The sequence below is a fragment of the Rhodoplanes sp. SY1 genome, assembly GCF_046000175.1.
Lineage (GTDB): Bacteria > Pseudomonadota > Alphaproteobacteria > Rhizobiales > Xanthobacteraceae > Rhodoplanes.
This window is the reverse complement of record NZ_JBEOMB010000035.1, coordinates 1-663: the sequence shown is the minus strand read 5'-3', so window position 1 is coordinate 663 and position 663 is coordinate 1. Positions and strand designations below refer to the sequence as shown.

Annotated in this window: 1 pseudogene; it reads right to left on the bottom strand. The window is 74.2% G+C overall.

Annotated features, from left to right (window positions below):
* Positions 1–223: 223 nt before the first annotated feature.
* Positions 224–663, bottom strand: a pseudogene (locus ABTU92_RS10385) (CoA ester lyase); the annotation flags it as partial.

The following is a 663-nucleotide window of genomic DNA, read 5'->3' as shown; positions in this document are numbered from 1 at the left end:
TCAGCCCGTCATGGCCGGGCTCGTCCCGGCCATCCACGTCTTCGCGCCATCGACAGGAGAGGACCTCTCTCCGTTCGTCCCCGCGAAGGCGGGGACCCAGGGGCGACACGACGTGTGGCTCTGGAGTCCCGCTTGCGCGGGACTGAGCGGAGCATGGGGTAAGCTCGGCGAAGGATGCTCTACCGCGTTTCGCCGGCCGTGCAAGCCACCCGACCGGGGGACCTCAGCGCACCTGGGCGAGAATGACGTCGCGCAGCGCTTGTAGGATCGGCTCGTCGACCATGCGGCCGTCGACCGCGAAGGAGCCCCGCCCCTCGCGCGCCGCCGCCTCGGCCGCCTCGACCTGGCGGCGAGCGAGGTCGATCTCGGTGTCGGTCGGCGCGAAGGCGGCGTTGAGCACCGGCACGATCGCCGGGTGCACGCAGGTCGCCCCGGTGAAGCCGGCGCGGCGCGAGGCGAGCGCGACGCGGCGCACCGCCTCCGGGTCGCGGAAGTCGGCGACCGTGCCGAGAAGCCCGAGCGGGGCGACGCCGGCGGCGGCGCAGCCGACGATCATCTGCCGCTTGATCATCGCCACGGTCTCGTCGTCCGGCGCGCAGCCGAGCTCGGCGGCCAGATCCTCGGCCCCGCACAGCATGCCGGCGACCCGCGGCGAGGCGGCGG